Source organism: Kitasatospora sp. NPDC057015 (genome assembly GCF_042673745.1).
GTDB lineage: Bacteria > Actinomycetota > Actinomycetes > Streptomycetales > Streptomycetaceae > Kitasatospora.
The window spans coordinates 73,204-98,953 of record NZ_JBHUSG010000035.1; the positions used below are offsets into that span (position 1 = coordinate 73,204).

Below are 25,750 nucleotides of genomic sequence, written 5' to 3' on the forward strand. Positions count from 1 at the left end.
CAGGTCGGTCAGGGTTGGACGGTATCGATGAGCAGTGTCGCGGAGCAGGCTGTCGACCGTCCGGTGCGAGCACCCCGGCCGAGGCGAGGGATTGGATCCGTGGCCCAGGGCGTGGCCATCGCGCTGGGTCTGGTGCTCCTGTTCGGAGGATTCGGGCTCATAGCGGTCGACTACACCCCCTACCGCATTCCGACGGCCTCGATGACGCCGACGCTGCAGATCGGCGACACCGTCCTGGCTCGTAAGGGCGGAGGTACGGTCGGCCGCGGTGACGTGGTGGTGTTTCGCGACCGGCTCTGGGGCGGAGCGGAAATGGTCAAGCGGGTGGTGGCGGTGGGAGGCGACACGGTGGCCTGCTGCGACGCGGGCAACCGGCTGACGGTCAACGGCAAGCCGATCGACGAGCCGTACGTCGACGAGCAGCAGTTGCAGGGCGCCGCCTTCAGCGTCGAGGTACCGGCCGGCAGGCTCTTCATGATGGGGGACAACCGTCTGGGCTCGCTGGACTCCCGTACCCACCTGGACGTGGCGAGCGGCACCGTTCCCGTGGAGGACGTCGTGGCGCGGGTGGAGGCGACCGTCCTGCCCTTCGGTCGGGTCGGGATGTTCGGGCGTACGGTGGCCTTCGACGCGGTCGGTGGGGCCGTCCCGGGCGGGCGGGGCCCGCTGGAGCCGGCGGCCTACGCCACGGCGGCGGGGGCCGCTCTGATCGTGGTGACGTCTGCGATCGGTGCCGTGGCCGGTCTGGCCCGTCGAATCCGTCGGCGGGCGAGGGCCTGAGCACCGGAGAGCCCGGGCGGTGGTGGGAGCGGGAGGAGGCGCGGGCATGGTGATGCAGCGGCGGACGGCCGCCCGCGTCCTGTTGCTGGACGAGCAGGACCGGCTGCTACTGCTTCGCGGGATCGATCCCGCGAAGCCCGACGTGACCTGGTGGATCACCCCTGGCGGTGGGCTGGAGCCGGGTGAGGGCGTGCCCGAGGCCGCCCTGCGCGAGCTCTTCGAGGAGACGGGCCTGCGTGATGTCGTGCTGGGGCCGCTGGTGGCGTTCGGCACGGTGTCGTTCTCCTTCCGGGGGCAGCGGTTCGAACAGGATCAGTGGTTCCATCTGGCCCGGACGGCGCGCAGCGTCGTGGACCCTCCGCACTCCGGGGACCAGGAGCACGCCCTGCTGCTGGAGTCGCGTTGGTGGACGGCGGCGGAGCTGCGGGACACGGTGGAGACCGTGTACCCGGTCGGACTGGCGGGGTTCCTGGAGCGCCTGTTGGCGGATGGGCCGCCAGTCACTCCAGTACGGCTCTGATGGCGGGTGTGGTGGTCCACAATGGGTGGACTGACGAGTTGAGGGGACACCTGAATGAGTGCCGAGGATCTCGAAAAGTACGAGACCGAGATGGAGCTCAAGCTCTACCGGGAGTACCGGGACGTAGTCGGCCTGTTCAAGTACGTGATCGAGACCGAACGGCGTTTCTATCTCACGAACGACTATGAACTGCAGGTCCACTCGCTCCAGGGCGAGGTGTTCTTCGAGGTGTCGATGGCTGACGCCTGGGTCTGGGACATGTACCGGCCGGCCCGCTTCGTCCGCAAGGTCAGGGTGCTGACGTTCAAGGACGTCAACATCGAGGAGCTGGCGAAGAGCGATCTGGAGCTGCCCTCCGACGACTCGGGCTTCGGCAACTGACGGTGCGCCGCCCGCCGGCCGTTGTCCAGGGGTGATCCGATTCCTCACTCCTGTGGGTGACAGGAGTTATCCACAGGCCGTGGTTATCCACAGGAAATCGTTTCCTGCTGGCCACCTCACGGTCCGCCCGGCAGCCTCCGTAGCCGGAGGTGGTCACCGTGCAGGAATCGACGCAGAGCACGACCCGGCGCACACCGCGCACCAAGCAGCCCGCAGGGGCGAGTGCGGCGCGGGAACAGGGCGGCGGCCGGCCGCGACGCACGGGCGGACGAGGTACCCGGCGGCCGGAAGGCAGCCCGCCCGGGCCAGCGCTGCAGAGAACCGGGCAGGACGAGTCGGCCACTGTCCGCCCGGCCGCCCGTAGTCAGGTCGGGCGCGCCACCGACACCGGCCGGAGCGGCAACAACGGGCTGGGCCGCTACGGGGAGCAGGTCGCGGCCCGTCGGCTGGTGGCGGACGGGCTTCGCATCCTGGAACGGAACTGGCGCTGCGCCGAGGGCGAGCTCGACATCGTCGCTCTCGACGGCGAGACACTCGCCGTCTGCGAGGTGAAGACCCGCTCCGAGCGGAGCTTCCAACAGCCCAGCGAGGCGATCGACGCGACCAAGGCGGACCGCCTACGCCGATTGGCCGAGCGCTGGCTCGCCGAGCGTTGGCCCGTTCACTTCGCGGCCTTGGCGGAGGGCGTGAGCAGCTCGCTCGCGGGCCCACCCTTCGCCACGAGCTCCGGAGCGCACGCGCCGCCCGCGAGCACTCCTCACCCCGGCGCTCCGATTGCCGGTGCACCCGACCTACCCGGCGACGGTGCGCCAGGCACCGGTACAGCGGGGCCGGGCCCTGCGGAGCCGCACTGGCCGGCCCCGCCACCGCCCGGCGGGGTGCGGATCGACCTGGTGGCCGTGATCAACCGGATCAAGGGTGCGGCCACCGTCGAGCACCTTCGCGGGGTGGTGTGAGATGGCCTTCGCGAGGACGTGCTCGGTCGCACTCGTCGGCGTGGACGGTGTGGTCGTCGAAGTCCAGGCAGATCTCGAACCGGGAGTGGCGGCGTTCAGCCTGGTGGGGCTGCCCGACAAGGCCCTCTCCGAAGCCCGGGACCGGGTCAGGGCAGCCGTGGTCAACAGCGGTGAGGCCTGGCCGCAACGCAAACTGACGGTCGGGCTGAGCCCGGCCTCCGTCCCCAAGAGCGGTAGCGGGTTCGACCTGGCCGTGGCCTGTGCGGTCCTGGCCGCCGCCGAGCGGCTCGACCCCACCACCATCGCCGAGCTTCTGATCATCGGTGAGCTGGGACTGGACGGCAGGGTACGGCCCGTCCGCGGAGTTCTGCCGTCCGTGCTCGCCGCTGCCGAGGCCGGTTACCGGCACGTCGTGGTCGCCGAGCAGACGGCGGCCGAGGCTGCACTCGTCCCCGGTGTGTCGGTCATCGGGGTTCGAAGCCTGCGCCAGCTGATCGCCGTCCTCACCAACACTCCCGTGCCGGACGAGCCGCAGGACACCGTGAACGGCCGTCCCGATCCGCTCCTGGCCGGGCTCGTGCTGCCCGGATCGGGTTCACGAGGCCTGTCGGGTCAGGCGAGTCCACAGCTCGACCTCGCGGACGTGGCCGGCCAGTACGAGGCACGCCGTGCCCTGGAGATCGCGGCCGCGGGCGGTCACCACCTCTTCCTGAAAGGGCCGCCAGGAGCAGGCAAGACCATGCTCGCCGAGCGACTGCCGGCGCTGCTGCCACCGCTGACGCAGTCCGAGGCCCTGGAGGTCACCGCCGTTCACTCCGTCGCCGGGCTCCTTCCCCCCGGGCGTCCGCTGATCGCGGGCCCGCCGTACTGCGCCCCGCACCACTCGACCACGATGCCCGCGATCGTCGGTGGCGGAAGCGGACTGCCCAGGCCCGGTGCGGTCTCGCTGGCTCACCGCGGTGTGCTGTTCCTGGACGAGGCGCCGGAATTCCCGGTCCGGGTGCTGGATGCGCTGCGCCAGCCCCTGGAGTCCGGCGAGGTGGTGATCGCCAGATCGGCCGGGTCCCTGCGCCTGCCGGCCAGATTCCTGCTCTGCCTGGCCGCCAACCCCTGCCCCTGTGGCCGGCACTCGTTGCGCGGGGGCGGCTGCGAGTGCACTTCGGTGATGGTGAACCGCTACCAGAGCCGGCTGTCCGGCCCACTGCTGGACCGTGTGGACCTCCAGGTCCAGGTGGCGCCGGTGACCAGGGCCGAGCTGCTGGACCACGACACCACGGCGGAGACGACGGCGACCGTCGCGGCCCGGGTCCGGGAGGCCAGGGACCGCGCGGCCGCCCGCCTGGCCGACACCCCCTGGCGGACGAACGCCGAAGTGCCCGGGCACCATCTGCGCACCCGCTGGGATCTCGCGCCGGGCGCGATGACGGACGTCGGCCGTCAGCTCGAACGTGGTCTGCTGACCGCCCGAGGGCTGGACCGGGTGCTCCGGGTGGCCTGGACGGTGGCCGACCTCGGTGGGCGGCAGCGACCCGACCAGCGTGACCTGCGGACCGCTCTCGTCCTGCGGACAGGGGTCGACCAGGGTCTGTCCCCTCCCAGGTGAACCCGGAACCCGGCGAAGGTTCCCCGACCCGTCAGGGCGGTGGGGACTCTGCCCGCCCGGCCCGGCGGCGCGTGCATTCCCTCACTTCGGCTGCTCCTCCCGCGCCGTCCGCCTGGCGCCGACACCGGCACGCGGGACTTCGCCCGTGCGCACCACCAGCGGCCCGGCGGCGCCGGCCTCCCGGGCAGTGCCGAGAACGGACGACCACTGATCATGTGTCAACCCTGGAGGTGACGGTGAACCACAGGAATCGGACCACCCCGCAGGCGACGTCCGCCGAGTCGGTCTCGACTTGGTTCGCAGCCCCCCGCACCGCAACCGGGCCGACCGTACCCGGTCGGGCGGCCATGGCGACGTCCGGACCGACGCGGCTGCCCTGCACGGCTCCGGCCGCGTACGCCGAGACCGTCGAACCGCCGACGCTCGCCGACCCCGAGCGCCTGGCCAGAGCAACGCTCAGCCGGCTCACCGAGCCCGGTGACGCGGGTATGGGCCGTTGGCTCGCGCGAGCCGCGGCCACCACGGTGGTGGAGTGCATCCGGGACGACCGGGCGTCCGAGGAATCGGGCCTCGACCCCGGGCGGCTGGCCGCGTACCGGGCGCGCCTACCGGGAGTCGATCCGGTGGCCGACCTGGAACGGGTGTGCACCCGTGGAGGCCGCTTCATCATTCCGGGGGACACCGAGTGGCCCAGCCAGCTGGACGATCTCGGCGTGGGGAGGCCGATCGGGCTCTGGGCGGTGGGCACCGGCTCGCTACGCCTGCTCGCCCTGCGCTCGGTCTCGGTGGTCGGAGCCCGGGCCTGTACCAGCTACGGCGCCCATGTCGCGGGCGAACTCGGAGCCCAACTCGCCGAGCTCGGCTGGGTGGTGGTGTCGGGCGCGGCCTATGGCATCGACGCCGCCGCCCATCGGGGTGCACTCGCGGTCGGAGGGCTCACCGTCGGCGTCCTCGCCTGCGGCGTCGACATGGCCTACCCGCAGGGGCATGCGGAGCTGATTCGTCGAATCGCCGAGCAGGGGCTGCTGTTGAGCGAACTCCCGCCGGGCGAAAACCCGAATCGCTTCCGGTTCGTCCTGCGCAACCGCGTCATCGCCGCACTGACCCGTGGCACGGTGGTGGTCGAGGCGGCGCTGCGCAGCGGGGCGCTCAGTACGGCCCGGCGCGCCCGCGATCTCAACCGACACACCATGGGCGTCGCCGGCCCGGTCACCTCCGAGCTCTCCGCCGGCGTCCACGCCTTGATCCGCAGTGGCGCGGCGGTCCTGGTGACGGACGCGGCGGAGATCGGCGAGCTGATCGGAGCGATCGGAGAGGATCTGGCGCCGCGGCGCGCCGGGCCCGTCCTGCCACGGGATCTTCTGGAGCCGGCCGTCGCGCGAGTCCTGGAAGCCGTGTCGGCGGCTGCTGAGGGATCGTCGATCGGAGGGGTGGCCAGGCAGTGTGGTCTGCCACCCGACGAAGTCCTGCAACGCCTCTACGAGCTCGGCTCGTTGGGATTCGTCGAGAGGTCCGGGGCGCACTGGAGGCTGGTCCGCCGCAGGTGACGCGGCAGGGTGCCCACGCCCTCCGGCCGCCCGTCGGCGGGGCTCGTGGGAGCACGGTCCGGGCGCCACCGGATCGGGGGACGACCGAGTGGCGGTAGCGCATTGCAGTGAGTCGGTCACGCTACGCTCGCCATTGGCTTCCCTATCAGCACACGACTCGGCAGAATGGCGCAGACCAACGTATGCCCACACACATTCCCGGACACAGGGTGACCGGCAGCGGTCGGTCCTCGGGAGGGCCGAGGACCGAGACACGTTCCGGGGCCGATCTCCAGCCCAAGACGCTGGGCGCGATGGGGCTTGCTCGGCAGAGCGGGCGAGCCGGCGCCGGCGGTACCGCCTCGGCCGATGTCGCACCGGAGGTGACCTCCGCATCGACCGAGGCCGTTCCGCACGGGGCCCCGGCGTTCGAGGCGAGACCTCCGGTGACCGGGTCCGCCCGAGCCGCGCTGGCGGGGGCCGACACACCGGTCCGAACTCATCCGGCCGACACCAGCGGGACGGTCGCCCCCGGTCACCTGATCAGCCCGGCGAACCCGAACGGTGCCGCGGGAGCGGCTGCTGCGGGCACGCTCGGGATTGCAGCGGCCCCGGGTACCCTCGGCGCGACCGCGGGGTCGACGGCCACCACCGGGTCGTCGGCCGCCCCGGCCACTGCCGCCACCGCGGCCGGGGGCACCGGAGTCACCAACGAAGTCACTGCGACGGCCGAAGCCGACACGGCGTCAAACGGCACCAGGGCGAGCACGGCTCGCCGCGCGCAGTCGCCGCGCCCGGGTCGTGGGGCTGCCACGTCCGCCACCGCGCAGCGTGCAGCGCCTCCCACCGGTCGGACCCCGGCGGCTCGCCGGGAGGCGGGTGGCCCCGACCGCACGGCCCTGGAGACGCTCTGGCGCTCCTACAAGGAGACGGGCGACGCCCGTCTGCGGGAGCAGCTGATCCTTCACTACTCCCCGCTGGTCAAGTACGTCGCCGGCCGGGTGGGTGTGGGTCTCCCGGCCAACGTCGAGCAGGCCGACTTCGTCTCCTCCGGGGTCTTCGGCCTCATCGACGCGATCGAGAAGTTCGACATCGACCGCGCGATCAAGTTCGAGACGTACGCCATCAGCCGTATCCGTGGCGCCATCATCGACGAGCTCCGGGCGCTGGACTGGATCCCTAGGTCGGTGCGCCAGAAGGCGAAGGCGGTGGAGCGTACCTACGCGACCCTGGAGGCCAGGCTCCGCCGCACGCCCCACGAGCCCGAGGTGGCGGCGGAGATGGGCATCGCGATCGAGGATCTGCACGCGATCTTCAGTCAGCTCTCGCTCGCCAACGTGGTCGCGTTGGACGAGCTGCTCCACCCGGCGGGGGAGAGCGGTGACCGGCTGAGTCTGGTGGACGTCCTGGAGGACCGCGGAGCCGACAACCCGGTGGCGGTCGCGGAGGATCGCGAGCTGCGCCGGCTGCTGGCCAACGCCATCAACACGCTCCCCGAGCGCGAGAAGACGGTGGTGACCCTCTACTACTACGAGGGACTGACCCTTGCCGAAATCGGCCAGGTGCTGGGGGTGACCGAGAGCAGGGTCAGCCAGATCCACACCAAGTCGGTCCTGCAGCTGCGGGCGAAACTGTCCGACATCCGTTGAGTCGAGCCCGCGTCCGACCGCGCGGGGACGACGAGCCGGGGACGACGGGTCGGGGCAGGCCGCCGCGGGTTGCCCGCTCCGGGCTGACCACTCGGGTCTGCTGACCCGGATCGGATCGGGCCGGCAGGGTCGGGCGAGCGCGGGCCGCAGGTGTGGCGGGCGCTGGTCCGGTCCGGCGTCGGCCGGCGGTCCCGTGGGTGAGGCCGTTTCGCCGGTTCGCCGTCGCGGAAGCCCGGGGCTGGTGCGCGGCACCGTTCCGGCCTGCCGGTGGGCTCCGTAGAGTGGAGCCGTGCCGAAGATTCGAGCAGCCACCTTGGCCGAGCATCGCCAGTTGCAGCGGGCAGCCCTTCTCGATGCTGCCCGCAGCCTGCTCACCGACGGCGGGATGGACGCGCTGACGTTCCCCGCACTCGCCGGGCGTACGGGGCTCGCCCGCAGTTCGGTCTACGAGTACTTCAAGTCCCGCGCGGCCGTGGTGGAGGCCCTGTGCGAGGTCGACTTCCCCCTGTGGGCGGCCGAGATCGAGGCCGGTATGGCCGGCTGCGACACCGCGGCCGATCGCATCGAGGCCTACGTCCGGGGGCAGCTCGCCCTGGCCGGTGACCCCCGGCACCGGGCGGTCGCGGCGATCTCGGCACTGGAGCTGGACGAGGCCGCCCGCGAGCGGATCCGGGCCGCTCACGGCAAGCTGGTCGGCCTGGTGGTGCAGGCGCTCGACGATCTGGGGCACGAGCAGCCCCGACTGGCCGCCGCGCTCCTTCAGGGAGTCGTCGAGGCCGCGGTCAAGCGGAGCGAGCGCAGCCCGACCGCCCGCCTCGGGGAGGACCCGGAGGTGATCGCGGACGCCGCCGTCGCACTGGCGCTGCACGGTCTCGGGCCTCGCGATGACGAGTCCGACGCAGTCGGTGCCGGCAGCAGTGCCAGGCGGGAGACCCGAACCGGGACCGCTGGCAGTGCCGGGACCGGCGCCCCGACCGCGACCGACAACACGACCAACAACGCGACCGAGAACGGGAGCGGACACCCGGGGTCGGCGGACCCCCGGACAGGTCCCGCGGAAGCCGGCGACGCGGCGTCGGGCGCGGCCTGAGCGGCACGGACCAGTCGGCCGCCGGACTTCGGTGGCTCACCCGTGCAGCGGGAGCAGGCGGGCGGCCCCGGCGCCGAACAGTGCCAGCGGGTCGAGGTAGCGGTCACCGCGCAGCAGTCCCCAGTGCAGGCAGCCTTCGGCGCAGTGACCCACCCCCGGGGCCAGCCGGCCGATCGGCAGCCCCGCGCTCACGGGCGTGCCCACCGGCAGGGTGCCCGCCACGGGCAGGTAGGTCGTACGCAGCGGGGGCACCCCGGAGCCGGGGTGGCTCACGGTGACCACCGGGCGCCCGGCCACCACCCCGGAGAAGGTCACCACTCCGGGGGCGGCGGAGCGGACCTCGACGCCCGCGTCGGCCATCAGGTCGACCCCGCGGTGTCCGGCGGCCCACCTGGTGGGCGGCGCCTCGAAGCGCCGGATCAGGGCCGCGGGCCCGCCGACCGGCCAGGCCCGCCCCGGCCCGGCCCCCGCCGCCGACGAGACCGCCGTCCGCGCAGGCCGCCACCCCTCTGCGGCGGGCCCCCACACCGTCCCGCCGGGGCCGGACGCCGTTTCCACGCCGGGCGGTACGCCGGCCGCCGCCCGTACCGGCGGTGCGGGCAGGGTCAGCAGGAACATCGCCGTCAGCAGCAGGGCGAGCAACAGCGCGCGGCGGGGACGGTCCGGCGCGGGCGGCGGCGACCCGGCGCCGGAGCAGCAGGGCGCGGGCGGGACGAGCATCAGGTGGGCGGTCATGCCGACGAGCGTCCTGCGAGCCGGCGCCCGCCTCCAGCCCCTCCCCCGAACCTGTGGACAACTGGCGGTTGTGGACGGGGCGCGACCGCCCCGGTGGACGGGGTGTGACCCCGCGGCCGGGGTCGGTCCGCCCCCGAACGGGTGAGGTGCCCCGATCCGGTGCCGCGAGGGGCGCTCGAACAGGGCCGAATCCGCCTCGCACGGGGCCTTTGGAACGCTTCGAGTCGACCCTCGCTCGGCGCTTCCCGTACACTTCACACGCGACCCGGTCTGCCGGGTCGACTTCGCACGCCCCGCCACCGGTCGAGTGACTGCGGTTCCGCCGCCGTCGTCGCCAGGTGCGAGTGCCGCTCGGTCCGCCGAGCCTGACGCGGTTCCGACCGCCAGGCCGCAGCGGCTCGGCACGTCCGGGGCGTCAGGCGTGGCGGTCACCTGGCCGTCACGGACAAAACCGAGCCCGACCCGGCAGTGGCGTCAGACGCCAGAGCCGGGCGTAACACCGAGGAGTACGGCTATGGCCGTCGTCACGATGCGGGAGCTGCTGGAGAGCGGCGTCCACTTCGGTCACCAGACCCGTCGTTGGAACCCGAAGATGAAGCGCTTCATCTTCACGGAGCGCAACGGCATCTACATCATCGACCTCCTGCAGTCGCTGAACTACATCGACCGCGCCTTCGAGTTCGTCAAGGAGACCGTTGCCCACGGCGGCAGCGTCCTCTTCGTCGGCACCAAGAAGCAGGCCCAGGAGGCCATCGCCGAGCAGGCCACCCGCGTGGGCATGCCCTACGTGAACCAGCGCTGGCTCGGCGGCATGCTGACCAACTTCCAGACGGTCTACAAGCGCCTTCAGCGGATGAAGGAGCTCGGCGAGATCGACTTCTCGGACGTGGCCGGTTCCGGTCTCACCAAGAAGGAGCTCCTGGTCCTCGAGCGCGAGCACACCAAGCTCGAGAAGACCCTTGGCGGTATCCGTGACATGCAGCGCGTTCCCAGCGCTGTCTGGATCGTCGACACCAAGAAGGAGCACATCGCGGTCGGCGAGGCCCGGAAGCTCAACATCCCGGTCGTCGCCATCCTCGACACCAACTGCGACCCCGACGAGGTCGACTACAAGATCCCGGGCAACGACGACGCGATCCGCTCCGTCACCCTGCTGACCCGCGTGATCGCCGACGCCGTCGCCGAGGGCCTCAAGGCCCGCGCCGGTGTCGCGAAGGGCGACGTCAAGGCTGAGCCGGGCGCCGACCAGCCGCTGGCCGACTGGGAGAAGGACCTCATCGAGGGCGAGAAGAAGGCCGAGGAGGCCCCGGCCGCCGAGGCTGCTGTCGAGGCTCCCGCCGCCGAGGCCGCCGAGGCCGCCGAGGTCGCCGAGACCGTCGAGGCTCCGGTTGCCGAGGCTCCGGCCGCCGAGGCCGAGCAGGCCTGACGTACCTAAGGGCGAGGGGCACCCGCCGGTACGACACCGGTAGGTGCCCCTCTCTCCCGTGCCGGGGCTGAACCATCAGCCCCGGCACAACCCCACGCAGACACGCGAGACGCGAGAAGAGATTCACACCATGGCGAACTACACCGCCGCGGACGTCAAGAAGCTCCGTGAGCTCACCGGCGCCGGCATGCTGGACTGCAAGAACGCTCTCGTCGAGGCCGACGGCGATGTCCAGAAGGCCGTCGAGCAGCTCCGTATCAAGGGTCAGAAGGGCGTCGCCAAGCGCGAGGGCCGTGACGCCTCCAACGGCGCCGTCGCCGCGCTGATCGCCGAGGGCGACAAGTCCGGCGTCCTGGTCGAGCTGAACTGCGAGACCGACTTCGTCGCCAAGGGCGGCAAGTTCGTCGAGGTCGCCAACGCGATCGCCGCGCACGTCGCCGCCACCTCCCCGGCCGACCTCGAGGCCGCGCTGGCCAGCGAGATCGAGGCCGGCAAGACCGTCCAGCAGTTCGTCGACGAGGCCAACGCGACCCTGGGCGAGAAGATCGTCTTCCGTCGCTTCGCGCAGTTCGACAACGACGGCTTCGTCGCGGTCTACCTGCACAAGTCGGACCCGGACCTCCCGCCGACCATCGGTGTCCTGGTCGAGCTCGACCAGGAGAACGCCCAGGTCGCCAAGGACGTCGCGCAGCACATCGCCGCCTTCGCCCCGAAGTACCTCTCCCGCGAGGACATCCCGGCCGAGGACATCGAGAACGAGCGTCGCGTCGCCGAGGCCACCGCTCGCGAGGAGGGCAAGCCCGAGGCCGCCCTGCCGAAGATCGTCGAGGGTCGCGTCACCGGTTTCGTCAAGGAGAACTCCGTCCTGGAGCAGGCCTTCGCGAAGGACAACAAGAAGTCCGTCGCCAAGGTCCTCGAGGAGAACGGCGTCACCCTCAAGCGTTTCGCGCGCTTCCGCGTCGGCGCCTGAGCCACGTTCCACGGAGGTCCGGCCCGCATAGGGTAGGAACTGCCCCCGTCCGCTGACCGGGACGGGAGGAACGCCGATCGGGCTCATCCAGCCCCATCCCCCCGGGGAGGGTGCGCCGCGTCGGCACCATGAACGACGAGGAGGCCATTGCCGTGCAGGACACCGTACCGGTTCCCGCGGCAGTGGCCTCCTCGCGTGTACGCGCAGGTCTGGGCTCCGCACACCCGGGCCTGTGAATCAGCAGGTGTAGAAGGAGAAGTCCATGCAGGAGACGCAGGAGACCGCGCAGGAAGTCCGGCGCCGCCGGGTTCTGCTCAAGCTGTCCGGTGAGGCGTTCGCCGGTGGCGGCGGCCTCGGCGTCGACCCGGACGTCGTGCACGCGATCGCGCGTGAGATCGCCACGGTGGTCCGCGCCGGAACCGAGGTCGCGGTGGTGATCGGCGGTGGCAACTTCTTCCGTGGCGCCGAGCTCCAGGTCCGCGGCATGGACCGCGCCCGGTCCGACTACATGGGCATGCTCGGCACGGTGATGAACTGCCTCGCGCTCCAGGACTTCCTGATCAAGGAGGGCATCGAGACCCGGGTCCAGACCGCCATCACGATGGGCCAGGTCGCCGAGCCGTACCTGCCGCTGCGCGCCGTCCGCCACCTGGAGAAGGGCCGCGTGGTCATCTTCGGCGCGGGAATGGGCATGCCGTACTTCTCCACCGACACCACGGCGGTCCAGCGCGCGCTGGAGATCCACGCCGAGGTGCTGCTCATGGGCAAGAACGGCGTGGACGGCGTCTACGACGCCGACCCGCGGACCAACCCGGAGGCGGTCAAGTTCGACGCCCTGGAGTACTCCGAGGTCATCGCGCGCGATCTCAAGGTCGCCGACCTCACCGCGATCACGCTGTGCAAGGACAACAACCTGCCGATGCTGGTCTTCGAGCTGCTGGCCGAGGGCAATATCGCCCGCGCGGTGAAGAGTGAGAAGATCGGCACGCTCATCAGCCAGGATTCCGTCCGGGCCTGAGCAGCCTGCACGTCGGCCGCAGCAGCAAGCCGCCGGCCCGGAGCGTGACCGGCCGGCGGGACATCAGTACGGCATCAAGGCATACCGGACAGGGAGCAGACCGTGATCGAAGAGACCCTCCTCGAAGCCGAGGAGAAGATGGAGAAGGCCGTCGCCGTCGCGAAGGACGACTTCGCCGCCATCCGTACCGGCCGGGCCCACCCGGCGATGTTCGCCAAGATCGTGGCGGACTACTACGGCGCCCTGACGCCGATCAACCAGCTCGCCTCGTTCGCCGTTCCGGAGCCGCGGATGGCGATCGTCACGCCGTTCGACAAGAGCGCGCTGCGCAACATCGAGACCGCGATCCGCGACTCGGACCTGGGTGTCAACCCGTCCAACGACGGTTCCATCATCCGGGTGTCGTTCCCGCAGCTGACCGAGGAGCGCCGCAAGGAGTACATCAAGGTCGCGCGCGGCAAGGGCGAGGACGCCAAGGTCTCCATCCGTTCCGTGCGCCGCAAGGCCAAGGACACCATCGACAAGCTGGTGAAGGACGGCGAGCACGGCGAGGACGAGGGCCGTCGCGCCGAGAAGGAGCTGGACGACCTCACCGCGCGCTTCGTCGCGCAGGTCGACGAGCTGCTGAAGCACAAGGAAGCCGAGCTGCTCGAAGTCTGATGAACGACGCCCCTGACGCCCCCGGCTACTGGGGCTCATCCGACCAGCAGTACCTGCCGCCGTACCCTGCCGCGCCGTCGGCTGCTGCGGGTGACCAGCACCGAATGGGTCACTCGCAGCAGTCCCCGGTGTACTGGGGCGACGATGCGGCGCAGACTCGGTTCATGCCCCCAGTCCAGGACGGCTCCGGCCACGAGCACCCCCCGGTGCCTGCGCCCGGGCCGTACGGGGCCGGGGGACCGGCCGAAGGCCCCGCGCAGGGGTCGGCCCGGGAGCCGGAGCAGCCGCCGGCGCGGGTGCCGGGCCGCCTCAGCGGCCCCCTGTTCCGCGACGAGCAGCAGGCTGCCGGCGTTCCGGCGGTGGAGGAGACGGTGGTGCTGCCTCCGCTCACCGGCCTGCTCGACGATCCGGCCCGGCCGTACCCGGGTCAGCACGCCGCCGAACCCCCGTACCCGGGGCAGTACGCCGCCGGGCCGCCGCCCTCGGGCGCTCGGCAGGCGTCCCACCGTCGGCCCGAGGCGGCGCAGCCGTTCGACGGCGGGCCCGCCGCGAGCAGCGGCCCGTACGCCGACCAGCAGTACCCGCCGTACCAACAGCACCAGCACCAACAGCAGCCACCGCAGTACCCGGGGCAGGAGCACACCGCACAGCACCACCCGGCGCAGCACCATTCCGCGCAGCACCACCCCGTGCCGTCCTACCCAGGGCAGGAGACACCAGTGGCCCAGCCCGACCCGCAGCCCCGCAAACAGCGCGGAGGCCGAAACCTCCAGGCCGCGATAGGCGTAGGGGTCGGCCTCGGTGCCGTGATCATCGCCTCGCTGTTCGTCGTGAAGGCGCTGTTCCTGGTCGTGGTGATGGCCGCCGTGGTGGTCGGGGTGTGGGAGCTGTCCAGCCGGCTGACCGAGCGCAAGGAGATCAAGGTCCCGCTCGTCCCGCTGGTCGCGGGCAGCATCGCGATGCTCTCGACCGGCTACTGGGCGGGCGTGGAGTGGGCGGCCGCCTCGCTGGCGCTGACGGGGCTGGCGGTCATGGTCTGGCGGATGGCCGAGCCTCCGGAGAACTACCTCCGTGACGTGACGGCCGGCATCTTCACCGCCTTCTACGTGCCCTTCCTGGCGACCTTCGTGGCCATGATGCTGGCGGCGGACGACGGCCCGCAGCGGATCGTGCTCTTCCTGATCGTGACGGTCTGCAGTGACACCGGCGCCTACGCGGTGGGCTACAAGTTCGGGAAGACCAAGCTGGCGCCGACCATCAGCCCCGGCAAGACCCGCGAGGGCCTGGCCGGCGGCGTGGCGCTGTCGATGCTGGCGGGCGCGCTGCTGATGCAGCTGATCATCGACGACGGCAGCTGGTGGCAGGGCCTGATCCTGGGTGGCTGCGCGGCGGTCACCGCGACCCTGGGCGACCTCGGCGAGTCCATGATCAAGCGCGATCTGGGCATCAAGGACATGGGCACGCTGCTGCCCGGCCACGGCGGCATCATGGACCGGCTGGACTCGCTCCTGCCGACCGCGCCGGTGGTCTGGCTGCTGCTGGCGGCCTTCGTCGGCAGCTGACGGCTCGCGACGCACTCGTACGGGCCCCGGGCGCACGCCCGGGGCCCGTACGAGTCTCCGGCGCGGACCGCAGGGGACACCAGGGCCGGTCGGGGCGGACGGTCGGGAACCGGTCGGGGCGAACGGCCGGGGCCGGGAGCCCGGGCCCACGGCGGCCGGGGGCATGCACCGCCATCTGCGACACTGGATGAACCATGCCTGCACCCGGAGAACTGACCTTTGTCGCGCCGCGCGGCGCCAAGCCCCCGCGACACCTTGCCGACCTCAGCCCCGCCGAGCGCAAGGAGGCCGTCGCCGAGCTGGGCGAGCAGCCGTTCCGCGCCAAGCAGCTGTCCAACCACTACTTCGGCCGGATGTCCAACGACCCGGCGCAGTGGACGGACATCCCGGCCGCCAGCCGCGACAAGCTGACCGAGGCCCTGCTGCCCGAGCTGATGTCGGTCGTGCGCCACGTGTCGTGCGACGAGGACACCACGCGCAAGACGCTGTGGAAGCTCTTCGACGGCACGCTCGTCGAGTCGGTGCTGATGCGCTACCCGGACCGGGTCACCATGTGCATCAGCTCGCAGGCCGGCTGCGGAATGAACTGCCCGTTCTGCGCGACCGGCCAGGCGGGCCTGACCCGCAACCTGTCCACCGCCGAGATCGTGGAGCAGATCGCCGCCGGCATGCGCGCGCTGAAGGCCGGGGAGATCCCGGGCGGCGAGGCGCGGCTGTCCAACGTGGTCTTCATGGGCATGGGCGAGCCGCTGGCGAACTTCAACCGGGTGCTGAAGTCGATCCGCCGCCTCACCGACCCGGCGCCGGACGGCTTCGGGATGTCCCAGCGCGGCATCACCGTCTCGACGGTGGGCCTGGTCCCTGCGATGAACCGGCTGGCGGACGAGGAGCTGAGCGTCCGGCTGGCGCTCTCGCTGCACGCGCCGGACGACGAGCTGCGCGACGAGCTGGTGCCGGTGAACACGCGGTGGAAGGTCGCCGAGGTGCTGGACGCGGCGTGGAACTACGCGGAGAAGTCCGGCCGCCGGATCTCCATCGAGTACGCGCTGATCAAGGACATCAACGACCAGGCCTGGCGGGCCGACCTGCTGGGCCGGCTGATCAAGAAGCACCGGGTGCACGTCAACCTGATCCCGCTGAACCCGACGCCGGGTTCGAAGTGGACGGCCTCCCGTCCGGAGGACGAGCGCGAGTTCGTCCGGGTCCTGCAGTCGCACGGCGTGCCGACCACCGTCCGCGACACCCGTGGCCAGGAGATCGACGGCGCCTGCGGCCAGCTCGCCGCGGCCGGCTGAGCCGGCCTGACCGGCGAACGCCCGGGTGGACCTTCGTGGTCTGCCCGGGCGTTCGTGTGTCGGGCCGGTGGTCTCCCGGGGCCGGCGCTCAGGGCCGGTGCGCCGTTCAGGCCAGCACGGCGGCGCCCAGCAGGGCGGTGAGCCCGCCGGTGAGAAGCAGGACCGTCCCCGCGGTGAGGGTGCGTATGGCGACGGCGCTGTACAGCAGCCGGGGCGGGGTGCCGAGTCCGAGCAGGGCGTCGGTGACCTCCCGGCGGGCCGTCCGGATCTCGGCCAGCCGGACGACCACGGCCGCGGCGGCGCAGCCGATCAGGAGCCCCGCCTCGACGACGGGCAGGATGTCGGCGTTGCCGGGGGTGCGCACCCAGTGGCGGACCACCGTGAGGACGACGGCGAGGGTCAGCGCGAACACGGCGAGCGGCGGGCCCAGCCGGCGGGCCTCGGCGGTCAGGCCCCGGCCGGCGAGCAGCCGTAGCGGGGTCGGCCGGGCGAGGGCCAGCAGACGCCCGGCCCAGGAGAGCAGCGGTCCGGTCAGCAGGGCGAGGCCGAGGGCGGTCATCGCCCAGCCGCCGAGGGCGGCGGTGCTGGTGGTGCCGAGTCCGGCCGGCAGTCGGACGGGCCGGCCGTCCTCGGCGGCGCCCGGGCGCAGGCCGTACAGCTCCAGGGCGACGCCGGTGACGATCAGGCCGGTGGGCAGGGCGATCCGCAGCGGGTGGAAGCCCCGGGGTCCGGGCGCGGGGGTGGCGCCGGGCAGCGCGTCGGTGACGGGGACGGCGGCGGCGGCCGAGATCCCGGCGACCAGGGGGACGAGGACCAGCAGGGTGATCGGTGCGGCGGGCGGCAGCTCCACGCCCATGCCGAGTTCGGGGGCCAGGGCCGCGCCCGCGATGTCGTTGCGCAGGATCAGGAAGAGCAGCAGGGTCAGGGCGCAGCCGAGGGTGCCGGCGAGGGCGGTCTCGCCGGCGATCAGGGCCCGGATCCTGGCCGGTCCGGCGCCGGCGGCGATCAGTCCGGTGATCCGTTCGGGGCGCTGGGCGGGTACGGCGCGCGCGGCGACCGCGGCGAACCAGGCGACCGCGGCGAGCGGTGGCAGGCACCACAGCAGCCGGGTGACGGCGCCGCCGCTGCCCAGCGGGTCGCTCATGGCGCGTCCGAGGGCGCGCAGCAGGAAGGCCGCGACCACGGCGCCCGCGGCGGAGGTGAGCAGCCAGCGGCCGAGGTCCGGTGCCCGGTAGCCCCGGGCGAGGCGGAGATAGAACACGGGGACTCTTTCGGCGCTACCGGGGCGAGGCCGAGACGGCGGTCGATCCGGCGGTGGCGGTGACCGCGGCGGGTCCGGCGGTGGCGGCGACCGCCGTGGCTGCGGCGGACGGGGTCAGACGCCCGTCGGCCAGGGCGACGGAGCGGTCCGCGTACCGGGCGAGCTCGGGGTCGTGGGTGGCCAGGACGAGGGTGAGCTGGTGCGAGCGCGCGGCGCTGGACAGTATCCGCAGGACCTGGTCGGCGGCCTCGCGGTGCAGCGGCGCGGTGGGGTCGTCGGCGAAGACGACCGGGGGCAGCGGGGCGAGGGCGCGGGCCACCGCGATCCGCTGGCGCTGGCTCTGCACCAGGCGCTCGGGCCGCAGCCGGGCGGTGTCGCCGATGTCGAGCCGCTCCAGCCATTCGTCGGCCGCGGTGTAGGCGGCCCGGTTGCCGGCGCCGGCGAGCAGCAGGGGCAGCGCGACGTTCTCCCGGGCCGTCAGTTCCGGTACCAGGTGCGGCTGCGAGCCGACGAAGCCGAAGCGGTCGCGGCGCAGGCGTGCCCGGCCGGCCCGGCCGAGGGTGTGCACGGGGGAGCTGTTGAACCAGACCTCCCCCTCGTCGACCGGCAGGAGCGCGGAGAGGCAGCCGAGCAGGGTGCTCTTGCCGGAGCCGCGCGGGCCGGTGACGGCGAGCACCTCGCCGACCTGGACGCCCAGTGAGACGCCGCGCAGGGCGGGAGTGCCGTGGTGGGACTTGACGATCCCTCGGGCCCACAGCACGTCGTTGTCAGGCGGGGCCGCTGACATGAAACTCCTCCGCCGGTCCAGAACGTGATTCTTAGCGATATGACAGTCGTCAGATTAGAACGACAAGGACACGAAGAGGTTGCGGCACACGGGTCCGAACGGGTCGAAACTCGGGCGAATACGGCGTGTCCCCCCTCGCCCGAAAACGTCGACGGGCGGTCCGGCACTCGGCCGGACCGCCCGTCGACGGAGGGTGGGGAGGAACTGCTAGATCTTGGCCCACGCGTCGGTGAGGCTGACCCGCAGGATCTGCTCGATCTCGTCGAAGGTCGACTGGTCGGAGATCAGCGGCGGGGCCAGCTGGATGACCGGGTCCCCACGGTCGTCGGCGCGGCAGTACAGGCCGTTGTCGAAGAGCGCCTTCGACAGGAAGCCGTAGAGCACGCGCTCGACCTCGTCGTCGTTGAACGACTCCTTGGTGACCTTGTCCTTGACGAGCTCGATGCCGTAGAAGAACCCGTTGCCGCGCACGTCGCCGACGATCGGGAGGTCGCGCAGCTTGTCGAGGGTGCCGAGGAAGTTCGCCTCGTTGTCCAGGACGTGCTGGTTCAGGCCCTCGCGCTCGAAGATGTCGAGGTTGGCCAGCGCCACCGCGGAGGAGACCGGGTGGCCGCCGAAGGTGTAGCCGTGCAGGAAGGTGTTGTCGCCCTTGTAGAACGGCTCGGCCAGGCGGTCCGAGATGATCGTGGCGCCGATCGGGGAGTAACCCGAGGTCATGCCCTTGGCGCAGGTGATCATGTCGGGCTGGTAGCCGAACTTGTCGGCGCCGAACATGGTGCCGAGGCGGCCGAAGGCGCAGATGACCTCGTCCGAGACGAGCAGCACGTCGTGGCGGTCGCAGATCTCGCGCAGGCGGGCGAAGTACCCGGGCGGCGGCGGGAAGCAGCCGCCGGCGTTCTGCACCGGCTCGACGAAGACGGCGGCGACGGTCTCGGCGCCCTCGAACAGGATGGCCTGCTCGATCTCGTCGGCGCACCAGCGGCCGTACGCCTCGGGGTCGATCACGCCGTCGCGCTCCAGGAAGGCGGGCGCGCGGTAGATGTTGGTGTTCGGCGCCTTGTGGGTGCCCGGCACCAGCGGCTCGAACGGGGCCTTCAGGCCCGGCAGGCCGGTGATGGACAGGGCGCCCTGCGGGGTGCCGTGGTAGGCGACGGCGCGCGAGATGACCTTGTACTTGGTCGGCTTGCCGGTCAGCTTGAAGTACTGCTTGGCCAGCTTCCAGGCGGTCTCGACGGCCTCGCCGCCACCGGTGGAGAAGAAGACCTTGTTGAGGTCGCCCGGGGCGTAGTTGGCCAGGCGCTCGGCCAGCTCGACGGCCTTGGGGTGGGCGTAGCTCCACACCGGGAAGAAGGCCAGTTCCTTGGCCTGCTTGGCGGCGGCCTCGGCCAGCTCCTCGCGGCCGTGGCCGGCCTGGACGACGAACAGGCCGGCCAGGCCGTCCAGGTACTTCCTGCCCTTGTCGTCCCAGACGTAGGTGCCCTCGCCCTTGACGATCGTCGGCACGGGGGAGTTCTCGTACGACGACATGCGGGTGAAGTGCATCCACAGGTGGTCGTAGGCGGTCTTCGAAAGGTCCTTCTGTGCCGGGTCGGCGGTCATCGGGTGCCCCAGGTGTAGGTCTGTTTCCGGAGCTTCAGATAAACGAAGCTCTCGGTGCTCCGCACGCCGGGAAGCGAGCGGATGCGCTTGTTGATCAGTTCGAGCAGGTGCTCGTCGTCCTCGCAGACCAGTTCGGCCAGCAGGTCGAACGAGCCGGCGGTGCAGACCACGTAGTCGACCTCGTCGAGGGCGGCCAGCGCGTCCGCGACGGGCTCGATGTCCCCCTCGACGTTGATCCCGACCATGGCCTGCCGGGTGAACCCGACGGTGAGGGGGTCGGTGACGGCGACGATCTGCATCACGCCTTGGTCGAGCAGCTTCTGGACGCGCTGGCGCACGGCCGCCTCCGACAGGCCGACGGCCTTGCCGATGGCGGCGTACGGGCGCCGCCCGTCCTCCTGCAGCTGCTCGATGATCGCCTTGGAGGCGGAGTCGAGTGGAACGCTGGCGTTCCGGTCGCGGTTGGCCACGTCGCCACTGTGCCCGATCGGCTGCACGATCGCAAGCGAGTGAGCTGCTGATTTCGTTGCAGTCCTGGAAAACGCATGCGGATTTCATCGCTGTTCCGGTGTGAGCCTGTCGAGAACGGCAGTGAACCGGCTAGCCTGGACCAGTACGCGCGCCCCCTCCCGCGGAGGCGTGCGCACCCTTCGAGTGGACCGCGCCGGACCCGACCCGGCCACTCGGAGCCGACGTACCATTGCGCCGGATTCTGCAACGCCGCAGGCCCAGACCGAGGAGAGACCCGTGAGCGACCTTCGTACGCTGCGCAACTACATCAACGGTGAGTTCGTCGATGCGGCGGACGGCCGCACGCTGGAGATCGTCGACCCCACCACGGGCGAGGTCTACGCCACCTCCCCGCTGTCCGGTCCCGCCGACGTGGACGCCGCCATGGCCTCGGCCGCCGCGGCCTTCCCGATCTGGCGCGACGCCACCCCGAGCACCCGGCAGAAGCTGCTGCTGAAGATCGCCGACGCGGTCGAGGAGCGCGCCGACGAGCTGGTGGACGCCGAGTGTCGCAACACCGGCAAGCCGCGCGGGCTGACCAGGTCCGAGGAGATCGGCCCGATGGCCGACCAGATCCGCTTCTTCGCCGGCGCCGCCCGCCTGCTGGAGGGCAAGGCCGCGGGCGAGTACATGGACGGGATGACCTCGATCGTCCGCCGTGAGCCGGTCGGCGTCTGCGCCCAGGTGGCGCCGTGGAACTACCCGATGATGATGGCCGTCTGGAAGTTCGCGCCGGCCATCGCCGCGGGCAACACCGTCGTCCTCAAGCCCTCGGACACCACCCCGGCCTCCACCGTGCTGCTCGCCGAGATCATCGGCGGCATCCTGAAGGACCTGGAGCTGCCGGCCGGCATCTTCAACGTGATCTGCGGCGACCGTGAGTCCGGCCGCCTGATGGTCGAGCACCGCACCCCGGCGATGGCCTCGATCACCGGCTCGGTGCGCGCCGGCATCCAGGTCGCCGAGTCCGCCTCCAAGGACGTCAAGCGCGTCCACCTGGAGCTGGGCGGCAAGGCCCCGGTCGTGGTCTTCGAGGACGCCGACATCGCGGAGGCCGTCGAGGGCATCTCGGTGGCCGGCTTCTTCAACGCGGGCCAGGACTGCACCGCCGCCACCCGCGTGCTGGTGCACGAGTCCATCCACGACGCCTTCGTGGAGGCCCTCGCCAAGGCCGCCGCCGAGACCAAGACCGGCGGCATCGACGACGAGGACGTGCTCTACGGCCCGCTGAACAACGCCAACCAGCTGAAGCAGGTGGCCGGCTTCATCGAGCGGCTGCCCGCCCACGCCAAGGTCGAGTCCGGTGGCCACCAGGTCGGCGAGGTCGGCTACTTCTACGCCCCGACCGTCGTCTCCGGCCTGAACCAGGACGACGAGATCATCCAGAACGAGGTCTTCGGCCCGGTCATCACCGTGCAGCGGTTCTCCGACGAGGACCAGGCCGTGGACTACGCCAACGGGGTGGAGTTCGCGCTCGCCTCCTCCGTCTGGACGAAGGACCACGCCCGCGCCATGCGGATGTCCCGCCGGCTGGACTTCGGCTGCGTGTGGATCAACACCCACATCCCGCTGGTCGCCGAGATGCCGCACGGCGGCTTCAAGAAGTCCGGCTACGGCAAGGACCTCTCCTCCTACGGCTTCGAGGACTACACCCGCGTCAAGCACGTCATGACCGCGATCTGACGCGAACCCCCCAGAGGGGCGGAGCGGAGCGGTCGGTGAAGGCCCGGACCGGTGCGGGCGCCAGGTGCGCCCACGGTCCGGGCCTTCGCGCGGACGGGACCGGCCGCCGGTCGACCACCCGGGCGGTCGGGTACCCCGCCGTGGGAGTACCTGTCACCCTGTCGGCCGACGCGCCGACCGCCTGACAAGATGCACCTGCATGTCGGGCGGCCGGTTCCCTAGGCTTGCGGCATGAGCATCCCCACCGCTGACTCGGCCGCCGGGCAGGCCGTCAAGGCCGCCGACCGCGCGCACGTCTTCCACTCGTGGTCCGCCCAGGCACTGATCGACCCCCTCGCGGTGGCCGGCGCCGAGGGCTCCTACTTCTGGGACTACGACGGCAACCGCTACCTCGACTTCTCCTCGCAGCTGGTGAACACCAACATCGGCCACCAGCACCCGAAGGTGGTCGCGGCGATCCAGGAGCAGGCGGCGAAGCTCTGCACCATCGCCCCCGGGTTCGCGCAGGAGTCCCGCAGCGAGGCGGCCCGGCTGATCGCCGAGCGCACCCCGGGCGACCTGGACAAGATCTTCTTCACCAACGGCGGCGCCGAGGCGAACGAGAACGCCATCCGGATGGCCCGGCTGCACACCGGTCGGCACAAGGTGCTCTCCACCTACCGCTCGTACCACGGCGCCACCGCCAACGCGATCGCGCTGACCGGTGACCCCCGGCGCTGGGCCAACGAGACCGGCGTCTCCGGCATCAAGCACTTCTGGGGCCCGTACGCCTACCGCTCCAACTTCCACGCCGAGAACGAGGCGCAGGAGTGCGAGCGCGCGCTGGAGCACCTGGAGCAGGTGATCGCGTTCGAGGGGCCCGGCACGGTCGCGGCGATCATCCTGGAGACGGTGGTCGGCACCGCCGGCATCCTGATCCCGCCGGCCGGCTACCTGGCCGGGGTCCGCGAGATCTGCGACCGCTACGGCATCGTCTTCATCCTCGACGAGGTGATGGCGGGCTTCGGCCGGACCGGCGAGTGGTTCGCCGCCGACCACTGGGGCGTCACCCCGGACCTGCTGACCTTCGCCAAGGGCGTCAACTCCGGCTACGTGCCGCTGGGCGGCGTGGCGATCTCCGCCGAGATCGCGGCCACCTTCGCCGAGCGGCCGTTCCCCGGCGGCCTCACCTACTCGGGCCACCCGCTGGCCTGCGCCTCGGCCGTGGCGACGATCAACGCGATGGCCGAGGAGGGCATCGTGGAGAACGCCAAGCACATCGGGGACAACGTGCTCGGCCCGGGCCTGCGCGAGCTGGCCGAGCGCCACCCGTCGATCGGCGAGGTCCGGGGCCTGGGCGTGTTCTGGGCGCTCGACCTGGTGAAGAACCGCGAGACCCGCGAGCCGCTGGTGCCGTACAACGCGGCCGGCGCCGCCAACGCCCCGATGGCCGAGCTGGCCGCCGCCTGCAAGCAGCGCGGACTGTGGCCGTTCGTCAACATGAACCGGTTCCACGTCGTGCCGCCGTGCACCGTCACGGAGGAGGAGGCCAAGACCGGCCTCGCCGTCCTCGACGAGGTGCTCTCGCTGACGGACGCGCACACGGTCTGACCCCGCGGGGCACCGTGGTCGGGGCGCACCGACACCTCACCACGGCGCCCCCACCGGGCGGCACCCCGCACGGGGAGCCACCCCGGCGGGGGATGCAACGCAACGGCCCCGGGCGGCGGAATCCGCCCGGGGCCGACGCGTGTCCGGACGACCGGGCCGGATCGCGGCGGTCGGGGGCCTCAAGCGCCTGCCACAACCGCCTGGCCGTTCCAACGCCCCACCATCTCAAAGCCCCACCGCCTCAACGCCCCACCGCCTCAACGCCGGACGGCGTCCAGCGCGAGCAGTGCCACGTGCAGGGACAGGCAGGACTCCACCTGGTCCAGGTCCACCGACAGGATCCGCTCGACCTTGTGCAGGCGGTCGTAGAAGGACGGCCGGGACAGGTGCGCCGCGTCCGCCGCCGCCGACTTGTTGCGTCCCTGCTCCAGATAGATCCGCAGCATCTGCACCAGCTGCCCGCCGTGCTCCGCGTCGTACGCCAGCAGGGGGCCGAGCTCGCGCTCCACGTAGGTCTGCAGCCGGGCGTCGTCCCGCAGCAGGTGCAGCAGTCCGCGCAGCCGGACGTCCGGCAGCCGGTAGTACGCGGCGGCGCGTCCGCCCGGCGCGTCGTGCAGCGCGGCGTCGGCGACCTGGGTCGCCTCCAGCAGGGTGCGCCGGGCGTCCCGGACGGACCCGACCGAGGACCCGACGGCCACCACCGGCTGGATGGTCCGCGCCGGCTGCCGGCCGCCCGCCGGGCCGGCGGCGCCGGTCTCCCGGCCGGTCTCCGCCGCCAGCTTGCGCAGCGCCGCCGCGAAGCCGTCCAGGGCCGCGTGCTCGTCCTGCTGCGAGCCGAGCGCGATCAGCACCCCGACGCCCTCGTCGTCCAGCGCGCCGACCAGGGCCGGCAGCCGGCAGGCGCGGACGGCGGCGGCCGCCAGCTCGGTGAAGTCCCGCAGCCGGGCCTGCGCCTCCAGGGCGGCCGGGCTCGGGCCGCGGCGCTGGCGCAGCACCACGCCGACCAGTCGCCGGCCCTCCAGCGGCACCCCGAGGGCCTGGGCCCGCAGTGCCACCTCGGAGACGGTCAGCGCGTGGGTGAGGATGCCCGACAGCAGGGTCCGGTGGGTCTGGCGCTCCAGGCTCTCCCGGTCGCGCAGGACGAGCCGGTTGAGGGCCAGCGTGGCGGCGCCGCGTTCCAGCAGCATCGCGTGCGGGTGCGCGGTGCCGTCCGGCAGCGGGCCGGGGTCGTCGACCAGGATCAGCCGCCCCCAGTCCTGGCCGCGGGCGCCGACCGCGGTCACCAGCCAGCCGCTGCGCGGGTCGTGGCCGGTCCGGCCGGGCGGGCGGACGCCGCGCGAGCGGCGCTCCCAGCCCTCCAGCAGCTCGGCCTCGGGGCGGCCGGCGGTGTCGTGGGCCAGCACCTGGTGGGCGAGGTTCTCCAGCACCACGGGCGCACCGGCCATCCGGGCGACCTGGCGGACCACCTCGGCCGGCTCGGCGCCCTCCACCGCCAGTTCGTTGAAGACCTGGTGCACCGCCTCGGAGGTGCGCAGCTGCTCCAGCTGGGCGTTGACCACCAGGGCGTGGACGGCCTCGGTGACGGCGACGAAGCGCAGTTCCCGGCGGAGCGCGATCAGCGGCAGGCCGCGTTGCTCGGCGGCGTGCACCAGGGCGCGCGGCAGGGTGTCGAAGTAGCGCCGGCCGAACTCGATCACCAGGCCGGCGACCCCGACCTCGTCCAGCTCGCGGACGTACCGGGCCAGGCCCTCGCGGTCCTCGGGCAGCGCGATGCCGGTGGTGAGCACCAGCTCACCGCCCTGCAGCATGCCGGCCACGTCCGGCAGCTCGCTGACGTGGACCCAGCGCACCGGACGTTCCAGGTGGGCGGCGCCGGCCACCACCTGGGGCAGGCCGCGCCGCATCACCTCCAGGTCGAGTACGCGGGCGACGGTGGGGAGCACGTCGGTCCTCCGGGGGGGGCTGGGTGGTTCGCGCGACGATCGGACACGGGCGGGGGCGGGAGCGGGTCCGGTCCGGCCCGTGCACTGTGTCAGGTAAATCATCCATCGTGGCGACGACCTGTTGCCCACATCGAACCTTTGCACCCTGTAAGGCCCTTCGTCTCCTCACTGTCGGAGTGGTCCTTGTCCCCCCGCCCCGGCACGGG

19 protein-coding genes and 4 pseudogenes are annotated in these 25,750 nt (G+C 72.1%); 17 read left to right on the forward strand and 6 right to left on the reverse strand.

Going from position 1 to position 25,750, the window contains the following annotated elements; genetic code table 11:
- The first annotated feature begins 99 nt into the window (after window positions 1-99).
- The 9 genes and pseudogenes from lepB to ACFTWP_RS27850 form a co-directional block, all read left to right on the forward strand.
- Window positions 100-780, forward strand: coding sequence for a signal peptidase I (gene lepB / locus ACFTWP_RS27810; RefSeq protein WP_380267621.1), 681 nt, complete (start codon window positions 100-102; stop codon window positions 778-780).
- 46 nt (window positions 781-826) lie between these two features.
- A complete protein-coding gene (locus ACFTWP_RS27815; protein WP_380267622.1) occupies window positions 827-1,300 on the forward strand; it encodes an NUDIX hydrolase in 474 nt (157 codons plus the stop codon).
- Window positions 1,301-1,354: 54 nt separating this feature from the next.
- Entirely contained in the window at window positions 1,355-1,681 is a 327-nt protein-coding gene (locus tag ACFTWP_RS27820) for a DUF2469 domain-containing protein (protein WP_190213000.1), read from the forward strand.
- Window positions 1,682-2,091: 410 nt separating this feature from the next.
- Window positions 2,092-2,331, forward strand: a pseudogene (locus tag ACFTWP_RS27825) (YraN family protein); the annotation flags it as partial.
- Between the two features lie 108 nt (window positions 2,332-2,439).
- A pseudogene (locus tag ACFTWP_RS27830) lies at window positions 2,440-2,637 on the forward strand (hypothetical protein); the annotation flags it as partial.
- Between the two features lies 1 nt (window position 2,638).
- Window positions 2,639-4,240 carry a YifB family Mg chelatase-like AAA ATPase gene (locus ACFTWP_RS27835; RefSeq protein ID WP_380267623.1) on the forward strand — a complete coding sequence of 534 codons (1,602 nt, stop codon included), beginning with the start codon at window positions 2,639-2,641 and terminating at the stop codon, window positions 4,238-4,240.
- A gap of 347 nt (window positions 4,241-4,587) precedes the next feature.
- On the forward strand, window positions 4,588-5,787 hold the full coding sequence (gene dprA / locus ACFTWP_RS27840) for a DNA-processing protein DprA (RefSeq protein ID WP_380267624.1): 1,200 nt from the start codon (window positions 4,588-4,590) through the stop codon (window positions 5,785-5,787).
- Window positions 5,788-6,590: 803 nt separating this feature from the next.
- A pseudogene (gene whiG, locus ACFTWP_RS27845) lies at window positions 6,591-7,415 on the forward strand (RNA polymerase sigma factor WhiG); the annotation flags it as partial.
- A 313-nt stretch (window positions 7,416-7,728) separates the two neighbouring features.
- Window positions 7,729-8,289, forward strand: a pseudogene (locus ACFTWP_RS27850) (TetR/AcrR family transcriptional regulator); the annotation flags it as partial.
- A 252-nt stretch (window positions 8,290-8,541) separates the two neighbouring features.
- Here ACFTWP_RS27850 and ACFTWP_RS27855 read toward each other — a convergent pair.
- Window positions 8,542-9,240, reverse strand: a complete 699-nt coding sequence (locus tag ACFTWP_RS27855; RefSeq protein WP_380267625.1) for a M23 family metallopeptidase — start codon at window positions 9,238-9,240, stop codon at window positions 8,542-8,544.
- Window positions 9,241-9,754: 514 nt separating this feature from the next.
- On the opposite strand from ACFTWP_RS27855, the gene rpsB reads away from it, so the two are divergent.
- From rpsB to rlmN, 6 genes are all read left to right on the forward strand, one after another.
- Window positions 9,755-10,666 (forward strand): 30S ribosomal protein S2, encoded by a 912-nt coding sequence (gene rpsB / locus ACFTWP_RS27860; RefSeq protein WP_380267626.1) that lies wholly within the window; start codon window positions 9,755-9,757, stop codon window positions 10,664-10,666.
- Window positions 10,667-10,796: 130 nt separating this feature from the next.
- Window positions 10,797-11,636: a translation elongation factor Ts gene (tsf, locus tag ACFTWP_RS27865; RefSeq protein ID WP_380267628.1), complete on the forward strand. Its 840-nt coding sequence runs from the start codon at window positions 10,797-10,799 to the stop codon at window positions 11,634-11,636.
- Between the two features lie 262 nt (window positions 11,637-11,898).
- Window positions 11,899-12,654: a UMP kinase gene (gene pyrH / locus ACFTWP_RS27870; RefSeq protein ID WP_073925897.1), complete on the forward strand. Its 756-nt coding sequence runs from the start codon at window positions 11,899-11,901 to the stop codon at window positions 12,652-12,654.
- 102 nt (window positions 12,655-12,756) lie between these two features.
- Complete coding sequence (gene frr, locus ACFTWP_RS27875) at window positions 12,757-13,314, forward strand: ribosome recycling factor (protein ID WP_380267629.1); 558 nt, start codon at window positions 12,757-12,759, stop codon at window positions 13,312-13,314.
- A 359-nt stretch (window positions 13,315-13,673) separates the two neighbouring features.
- On the forward strand, window positions 13,674-14,876 hold the full coding sequence (locus tag ACFTWP_RS27880; RefSeq protein ID WP_380267648.1) for a phosphatidate cytidylyltransferase: 1,203 nt from the start codon (window positions 13,674-13,676) through the stop codon (window positions 14,874-14,876).
- 194 nt (window positions 14,877-15,070) lie between these two features.
- Window positions 15,071-16,171, forward strand: a complete 1,101-nt coding sequence (rlmN, locus tag ACFTWP_RS27885) for a 23S rRNA (adenine(2503)-C(2))-methyltransferase RlmN (RefSeq protein ID WP_380267630.1) — start codon at window positions 15,071-15,073, stop codon at window positions 16,169-16,171.
- Window positions 16,172-16,277: 106 nt separating this feature from the next.
- Here rlmN and ACFTWP_RS27890 read toward each other — a convergent pair whose 3' ends face one another.
- The 4 genes from ACFTWP_RS27890 to ACFTWP_RS27905 form a co-directional block, all read right to left on the reverse strand.
- On the reverse strand, window positions 16,278-17,432 hold the full coding sequence (locus ACFTWP_RS27890) for a hypothetical protein (RefSeq protein ID WP_380267631.1): 1,155 nt from the start codon (window positions 17,430-17,432) through the stop codon (window positions 16,278-16,280).
- 16 nt (window positions 17,433-17,448) lie between these two features.
- Entirely contained in the window at window positions 17,449-18,219 is a 771-nt protein-coding gene (locus tag ACFTWP_RS27895) for an ABC transporter ATP-binding protein (protein ID WP_380267632.1), read from the reverse strand.
- Between the two features lie 207 nt (window positions 18,220-18,426).
- Window positions 18,427-19,818 carry an aspartate aminotransferase family protein gene (locus ACFTWP_RS27900; protein WP_380267633.1) on the reverse strand — a complete coding sequence of 464 codons (1,392 nt, stop codon included), beginning with the start codon at window positions 19,816-19,818 and terminating at the stop codon, window positions 18,427-18,429.
- Window positions 19,815-20,288 (reverse strand): Lrp/AsnC family transcriptional regulator, encoded by a 474-nt coding sequence (locus ACFTWP_RS27905; RefSeq protein WP_190212991.1) that lies wholly within the window; start codon window positions 20,286-20,288, stop codon window positions 19,815-19,817. The genes ACFTWP_RS27900 and ACFTWP_RS27905 overlap by 4 nt, the downstream gene beginning before the upstream one ends.
- 277 nt (window positions 20,289-20,565) lie before the next feature.
- Between ACFTWP_RS27905 and ACFTWP_RS27910 the strand changes: the two genes are divergently transcribed.
- Window positions 20,566-22,011 (forward strand): gamma-aminobutyraldehyde dehydrogenase, encoded by a 1,446-nt coding sequence (locus ACFTWP_RS27910; protein WP_380267634.1) that lies wholly within the window; start codon window positions 20,566-20,568, stop codon window positions 22,009-22,011.
- 231 nt (window positions 22,012-22,242) lie between these two features.
- Window positions 22,243-23,601, forward strand: coding sequence for an aspartate aminotransferase family protein (locus ACFTWP_RS27915; RefSeq protein ID WP_380267635.1), 1,359 nt, complete (start codon window positions 22,243-22,245; stop codon window positions 23,599-23,601).
- Between the two features lie 257 nt (window positions 23,602-23,858).
- Here the strand turns inward: ACFTWP_RS27915 and ACFTWP_RS27920 are convergent, their stop codons facing one another.
- Window positions 23,859-25,544, reverse strand: a complete 1,686-nt coding sequence (locus ACFTWP_RS27920) for a PucR family transcriptional regulator (protein ID WP_380267636.1) — start codon at window positions 25,542-25,544, stop codon at window positions 23,859-23,861.
- Window positions 25,545-25,750 lie beyond the last annotated feature (206 nt).

Coding starts and splice junctions, on each gene's coding strand:
- ACFTWP_RS27815 (WP_380267622.1), top strand. CDS start 827: ATGGTGATGCAGCGGCGGACGGCCGCCCGCGTCCTGTTGCTGGACGAG.
- ACFTWP_RS27820 (WP_190213000.1), top strand. CDS start 1,355: ATGAGTGCCGAGGATCTCGAAAAGTACGAGACCGAGATGGAGCTCAAG.
- ACFTWP_RS27835 (WP_380267623.1), top strand. CDS start 2,639: ATGGCCTTCGCGAGGACGTGCTCGGTCGCACTCGTCGGCGTGGACGGT.
- dprA (WP_380267624.1), top strand. CDS start 4,588: ATGGCGACGTCCGGACCGACGCGGCTGCCCTGCACGGCTCCGGCCGCG.
- ACFTWP_RS27855 (WP_380267625.1), bottom strand. CDS start 9,240: ATGACCGCCCACCTGATGCTCGTCCCGCCCGCGCCCTGCTGCTCCGGC.
- rpsB (WP_380267626.1), top strand. CDS start 9,755: ATGGCCGTCGTCACGATGCGGGAGCTGCTGGAGAGCGGCGTCCACTTC.
- tsf (WP_380267628.1), top strand. CDS start 10,797: ATGGCGAACTACACCGCCGCGGACGTCAAGAAGCTCCGTGAGCTCACC.
- pyrH (WP_073925897.1), top strand. CDS start 11,899: ATGCAGGAGACGCAGGAGACCGCGCAGGAAGTCCGGCGCCGCCGGGTT.
- rlmN (WP_380267630.1), top strand. CDS start 15,071: ATGCCTGCACCCGGAGAACTGACCTTTGTCGCGCCGCGCGGCGCCAAG.
- ACFTWP_RS27895 (WP_380267632.1), bottom strand. CDS start 18,219: ATGTCAGCGGCCCCGCCTGACAACGACGTGCTGTGGGCCCGAGGGATC.
- ACFTWP_RS27900 (WP_380267633.1), bottom strand. CDS start 19,818: ATGACCGCCGACCCGGCACAGAAGGACCTTTCGAAGACCGCCTACGAC.
- ACFTWP_RS27915 (WP_380267635.1), top strand. CDS start 22,243: ATGAGCATCCCCACCGCTGACTCGGCCGCCGGGCAGGCCGTCAAGGCC.